The sequence below is a fragment of the Bacillus sp. ISO11 genome (assembly GCF_003458115.1).
Lineage (GTDB): Bacteria > Bacillota > Bacilli > Bacillales > Bacillaceae_G > Bacillus_A > Bacillus_A cereus.
In genome coordinates, this window is sequence record NZ_QXCO01000004.1 from 250,464 (window position 1) to 256,901 (window position 6,438).

The window sequence follows — 6,438 nt, forward strand, 5'->3', positions numbered from 1 at the left end:
CTATTTACGGTTTAATAATAACTTAAAAAATAAGAAGGAGCTGTTCCCAACTTTTGCGGGACAACTTCTTCTTATTTTTTATAATTCTTTATGAAAAGAATAACTCACCTTATCATACCCTTCTCTTTCATAAAAACGATGAGCATCAATTCTTGAAAATGCTGACGTGAGGACGATAGACTCACATTCGTTTTCCTTTCCCCAGTTCTCTATATACGAAAGTAATACTTTCCCATGTCCTTTTGAACGATGTGCTTCTGCTGTTACAAGGTCATATACGAAAACGTGTTTCTTATTATAAAAGTTCGTACAAATCGCTACACCTGCAAGGCTAACAACTTCATCATTCTCATTACGCAGCGAAAATAGTTTATAATTTTCTTCTTTCATATTTCGAAATAAAGAGCTTGTTTCCTCTTTTGAAAGTTTCATTCGTAATTGCTGTAAAACAGGTAATACTTCATGTAATTGCTCTTCTGTTACTACTTCTTTAACATTCATTTTTAACTCTCCTCTAAATATTTATTTAATTTTCTAAATGTTATATCATTATTATAGAAAGTAACTGCCCTTCACTTAAGTGACAGTTTAAGTGTTTTTTATAAGGCCAGTTTTAAAGGAGAGTTTTATATGGATTTTACTATCCCATTGCAATTACAAAGTAACACACCTATTTACTTGCAAATTTACGAATATATAAAAGCTGAAATTATACAAGGGACTATTTCTGTCGGCACACGTCTACCCTCACACAGAAATTTAGCATCACAACTTAATATTAGCCGCATTACTGTTGAATCAGCTTATCAACAATTATTAGCTGAAGGTTATGTAGAAAGTAAACCGAAACGTGGTATTTTTGTAGCAAATTTCGATATTGACGTTATCCCAAATAAAAAGCGAAATGCAGCAAAGAAGACGAGCAATTTGATAGACGAAAAATTTGAATATGATTGTAGCCAAGGACTTATTGATCAAAATGCATTTCCGATTACAAATTGGAAACGAGCATTACAAGAATCCATACTTACATACGAAAATGCACTATTTGCCAAAGAAGACCCTCAAGGTGAATTCGCTCTTCGAGAGCATATATCAACATATTTATATCATTCTCGCGGTGTCCATTCTTCACCTGATCAAATTGTGATTGGCGCCGGAACGCAGCCACTTCTCTGGCTACTACTTCAACTGCTTGGCCCTACAAAAGAATACGGCATTGAAAACCCTGGATTTCACCGTATACACGCAATCATTAAAAGCTGTGATAGACAAATTCATCCCATACCATTGGATGAAAAAGGTATTGATATTTCTAGTTTATACAATACAAATTCCAATGTCGCATACGTTACACCATCACACCAATTTCCACTCGGGATTATTATGCCTTTATCTAGAAGATTAGAATTGTTAAAGTGGGCTAATGATTGCAGCGGATACATTATTGAAGATGACTATGATGGAGAGTTTCGCTACGCTGGTAAGCCGATTCCTTCTTTACAAAGTCTTGATTCAAATGAACGCGTTATTTATATGGGGACTTTCTCAAAATCTTTTTTACCTTCTTTACGAATGGGATATGTTGTTTTACCACCACACCTTTTAAAAACATATCAAGAACTGCATGGAATTTTCAAACAAACAGTCGCTACAATACAACAACTTGCTTTTGCTAACTTTATACAAAGCGGGAATTGGGAACGTCACCTTAATCGGAGTCGTACACTATATAAAAGAAAACATCATGCGTTAGTAAAATCCATTATGAAAGAAATGGGGGCTAATGTTCAAATTCTTGGCGAACAGTCCGGACTTCATATTGTTTTATATGTCCATAACAGTATGAATGAAAATGAACTGATTGAATCCGCTAAAAAACAAAGCGTTAAATTATACCCACTTTCTCCATATGATTTCGTGAATGATTTACGTAAGGAATCATACGTATTACTCGGCTTTGGTAGTATTCCAGAAAATAAAATTGAAACGTTGGCTACATTATTAAAAGACGCTTGGTTTCCTAGTTGCAAGGAAACTTTTTAACAGTGGATTTAACTTGTAACATGTTAACAATTCAACAAAATAAAAAAGAAGGCTGTTCCAAAATAACTTTTTGGACAGCCTTCTTCTAGTTATTCACCTGACCTAGCTTTCCTTCCCGGACGTTTCACACCAGTCGTTTCTGTTGAATAGGAAGCTTCGATTATAGCGGCTGGATCTACAGAGAGAACGAGATCTTTCATTTTCGGATAAATGAATCGGTTTGTAATGCAATAAATGATTCTCTTATGCTCCCCTAAAAAACCACCTTCTCCATGTAGATACGTAACAGATAGTTGCAATTCTTTCATAAGTAAATCGCCTATTTCTTTATTCTTACCAGAAATAATCATAACGCTCTTACCTTGATTAATACCATCTAATATAAAATCAATCATCTTCGTAACAATATAGAAAATTGCTAATGAGAACATCGCTTGTTCGATTGAAAATAAAATGGCAACAAAGATGAAAATAACTGCATTTACTGCAAGTAAAAATGTACTAATCGGTACATTAAAGTGTTTATTCATCCAAACTGCTAACATTTCCGAACCGTCAATTGCTCCACCCATTTTAACAACAATCCCAACACCAATTCCAAACAGTACTCCACCATAAAGTACAATTAATAACTCAGAAGTCGTAATTGCTGGAAATGGTTTTAAATAAATTAATCCGAGTGTTGTAACTACATTCGCATAAGATGTACGGATAAAAAATTTCTTTCCCATTACTTTTGCAGTAAATAATAAAATTGGGATATTAATTCCTAAGAACACACCATAAAGCGGCAATCCTGCGACTTTATTTGCCATAATAGCAATAGCCGTTACCCCGCCATCTACTAATCCATTAGGTGCTAAAATAAGCTCTAATGAACCTGCTACTATAATTGAGCCAATTGTTAATAATACGTATTCAAATACTTTCTTCATTCATTACCCCCAAAACTTATATATTTTCTTAGTATTATTTTAACGTAATTTTACTACTAATTCAAAGGTATCGATTTATATACACAAAAGTTTCTCCTTTATCGCTATTTTTATGTAACACATGGAACGCGTAATACTAAAAACACACTTACAAATTAAAAGTAAGTGTGTTTTTAACATCTATTTAATCTTTACGTACGGCTTCATTTTTAATTTGAATATTTCCTCAACTGCCCTTTGATATCCACCGGCATTTCTAAGCGACTCTCCCACTTTACGACTATTCTCCTTAAACGTCACATCATCCATTACTTTCTTTACAGTCTCACGTAACAATTCAGAAGTTAACTCGTTGCGATTAAGTCTTATTCCTGCCCCTACTTCAGTCAATCGTTTTGCAACGAATGGCTGATCTCCTGTTACCGGAATTACAACTAATGGAACACCGTAATATAACGCTTCACTCGAACTATTCATACCACCATGTGTCACGAATACATCAGCATGCTGTAAAACTTCTAATTGCGGGACATAATTATACAACTTAAAGTTTTTCGGGATATTTTCAAATTGACTTATATTTATCTTCTTACCAACGACTAATACGACTGTCGCATCAACATCTTTAAACGCTTCAAAACATTTTTCATACAAAGCAGGTTGTTCATTAAAAACTGTTCCCATAGAAATGAAAATCACTTTTTCATTTTTTAAATCTTCGGTAGGAAAACTCCCCACTTCTTTTCGAGTAGCAATTGATGGACCTACAAATTTATACGATTGATCAAATACCTCTGAACGTGGCTGATATTCTTTTGAAGTATATACAATCGTAATATCACCAGGATGGTTCATAATATCATACATACTATTACATTTCATTCCATACTGCTTATTCCATCTTTCCATTCCCGCTAAACAAGATTGATATAATGGATCCATTTCATCTACTTGTCTCGATTCTTGCTCATCATGAAAATTAATGTACTGATTAACAGCAAACGTTGTACAGGATGAAACGCTTGGTAATTGTAAAATATTCGCTATAATACGTCCTACTGGAAAATGATTATCATATATTAAATAATCATATTTTTCCTCTTTTGTTTCTTCTACAATTTGAGTAACAATACGCTCTGATGCTTCAATCATATGAGATAGCATCGTCAAAGGGCTCCCACCTTCATTTACTCGTTCCATAATATTAATTTGAGAGAGAAAATTCTCAAACACTCGGAATTCCGCACCTGTTGCTTCAACCTTCTTTCTATAATCTTCAATACAATAAGAAACAACTGTTTCCCCTCGCTGAATTAACTCACTTACAACAGCTAAAGTTGGATTAATATGACCTTCCCCAGGAAAATTTATTACGAGTACATTTGCCATAACATTCTCTCCTATCCAATTAATATAATAAAATTAACAATTAATTATATTAATTAATTTAAGTCTATTATAAATGAATGCATTCTACTTCTTCATGCTTTTCTCTTCATTTTATTATTGAGAAATATTTTCTATAGTCTACATTATTGTGATTTACAATCTTATAAATGAATGCTTAATTTTACTTTTACTCTTCATAGATTTAAAGATACGAGTCTTACATTCAAGTATTACCACCATTATTTTTAGACAATTCATACAAAAATAGAGAAATATAATATTTTTAATGAGTTTTCACTATAAATGTAAGTATGCTGTCTATCTTTTTATCTTTATCCTCATAACACATCATCTGTTATATAATTAATTTATAGAATTTACAGAAAAATAAGCGCATGCCTTTAAAAGTGGTTACGAAACAATTATGTCTATTCCTCAATTAGAAGAATATAGACAGCCTTATCGTTATTTATACCGACTGTTATCTGTGCAAGGTAATGTGGAATTAAAGAAATGGTTAAGTCACCCATCCTATTTTTAAATACAAATGAGAGGGAGTATACAATGGATATTCAGAAAAAGCGTTATGTAACAGAAAGTGAAATACAGCAAATGAAGGATTTGGCTTATATTTGCGGGCAACAAGACAATCTTGATTACTCTTCAGATTTACATATCAACTTTTTAAAAAATCGAAATGAAGATTATATAAACGATTTTCTTCTTTATAACGGTACTCAATTAATTGGCGCTTTAAATATGTATGATTTCGAAAGACCAACAAAGCTTGAACTAATAGGCTTTGTACATCCTCATTTTAGAAAACAACGTTTCGGAACTATCCTTTTACAAACTGCAATGAAAGAAATACAAAATAGAGAGACAGATGAAGCTCTTCTTATTATTAATGGGGATTCTATTTCTGGGAATGAATTTGTAAAACATATGAAGTTACCATATTTATATAGTGAATATAGTATGGGGTTCAAAACAAACGAAATTCAAAAAACAACAGATAATAATATACAGCTTACTCTTGCACCTTCAGAATCACTTCTTGATCTTATTGAAATTTCTAGTAAAGCTTTTGGTGATTCAGTAGAAAATACGGCTACATGGTTACAAAAAATGATGAATTCATCTTCCCATCAAGTTTACAGTGCCCTTATTGCTGGAAAAGTGATAGGAACAATTACAGTTTCTAAACAAGAGCAATCTACTACACTATCAGGATTCGCCGTTCATCCTTCTTATCAAGGTAAAGGATACGGAAAAGATATTCTTTGTAATATAGTACATACTCTTATTACAGAAGGAGTTTCAACAATTGAGTTAGACGTCGAAACGAAAAATATCCACGCTTTAAAACTATATACACAATGTGGTTTTGAAATTAACACGAGGCATGACTATTATAATTTAATTAATTTTTAGGTGAATACATATGTTAAAAAAACAATTTATTCTAATTATGATATTTTAGCAGACATCTATAATAAACATTGGGGACATTTTGTTGAATACTCCTATCCAGCCTCGTTTTACAAGATGCTCTTCCCTACTCTCGTATATTAGATTTTTGTTGCGGGACTGGTCATCTCTGCCGGTGATAGTTTAATTTAGATGAACTAAAAAGTGTGTTTCACAAAGTTTACTCCGTATTACATAACGAGGGTATATTCGCATTTGATATGAATAAAAAAACTGAATCGAAATAAAATGTACCCTATAGAATAGACACTTGAAAAAAGTCTATTCTATAGGGTATTTCTTGTATAATAAAAGGAAAATTGGGATCGGAGAATGTTGAAAATGACAAAAAAACTATTTACAGAAAGAGAAATTCAAATTCTATCAAATAATCTATACGTAAAATCTGTAAGTCAGAAAGGTATCACTTATACAGAGGAATTTAAGCATATTTTTATTGAGGAAAATGAAAAAGGAAAGCTACCTCGAAATATTTTTGAAGAATGTGGTTTTGATATAGATATGATTGGAATGAAACGAGTTATGTCATCGGGAAGTAGATGGCGTGCTGCTTATAGAAAAAATGGTGTATTGGGTT

At 32.4% G+C, this 6,438-nt stretch carries 6 protein-coding genes and 2 pseudogenes; 5 read left to right on the forward strand and 3 right to left on the reverse strand.

Annotation, left to right across the window (positions count from 1 at the left end; translation table 11 throughout):
* Positions 1–78: 78 nt before the first annotated feature.
* Complete coding sequence (locus D1166_RS06455; protein WP_001101110.1) at positions 79–501, reverse strand: GNAT family N-acetyltransferase; 423 nt, start codon at positions 499–501, stop codon at positions 79–81.
* Positions 502–630: 129 nt separating this feature from the next.
* Here D1166_RS06455 and pdxR point away from each other — a divergent pair, with 129 nt between their 5' ends.
* Positions 631–2,046 carry a MocR-like pyridoxine biosynthesis transcription factor PdxR gene (pdxR, locus tag D1166_RS06460; protein WP_000348038.1) on the forward strand — a complete coding sequence of 472 codons (1,416 nt, stop codon included), beginning with the start codon at positions 631–633 and terminating at the stop codon, positions 2,044–2,046.
* Between the two features lie 89 nt (positions 2,047–2,135).
* On the opposite strand, the gene D1166_RS06465 is transcribed toward pdxR, so the two are convergent.
* Positions 2,136–2,981 (reverse strand): YitT family protein, encoded by an 846-nt coding sequence (locus tag D1166_RS06465; protein ID WP_000755125.1) that lies wholly within the window; start codon positions 2,979–2,981, stop codon positions 2,136–2,138.
* Between the two features lie 180 nt (positions 2,982–3,161).
* Entirely contained in the window at positions 3,162–4,370 is a 1,209-nt protein-coding gene (locus D1166_RS06470; RefSeq protein WP_000024495.1) for a macrolide family glycosyltransferase, read from the reverse strand.
* A gap of 391 nt (positions 4,371–4,761) precedes the next feature.
* On the opposite strand from D1166_RS06470, the pseudogene D1166_RS06475 reads away from it, so the two are divergent.
* The 4 genes and pseudogenes from D1166_RS06475 to D1166_RS06490 form a co-directional block, all read left to right on the forward strand.
* Positions 4,762–4,911, forward strand: a pseudogene (locus D1166_RS06475) (nitrate reductase); the annotation flags it as partial.
* Between the two features lie 23 nt (positions 4,912–4,934).
* Complete coding sequence (locus D1166_RS06480; protein ID WP_097856129.1) at positions 4,935–5,804, forward strand: GNAT family N-acetyltransferase; 870 nt, start codon at positions 4,935–4,937, stop codon at positions 5,802–5,804.
* Positions 5,805–6,067: pseudogene (locus D1166_RS31730) on the forward strand (class I SAM-dependent methyltransferase); the annotation flags it as partial. It lies immediately after the preceding gene.
* A 115-nt stretch (positions 6,068–6,182) separates the two neighbouring features.
* The coding region (locus tag D1166_RS06490; RefSeq protein ID WP_347400119.1) for an HTH domain-containing protein at positions 6,183–6,438 on the forward strand (256 nt) is incomplete at its 3' end.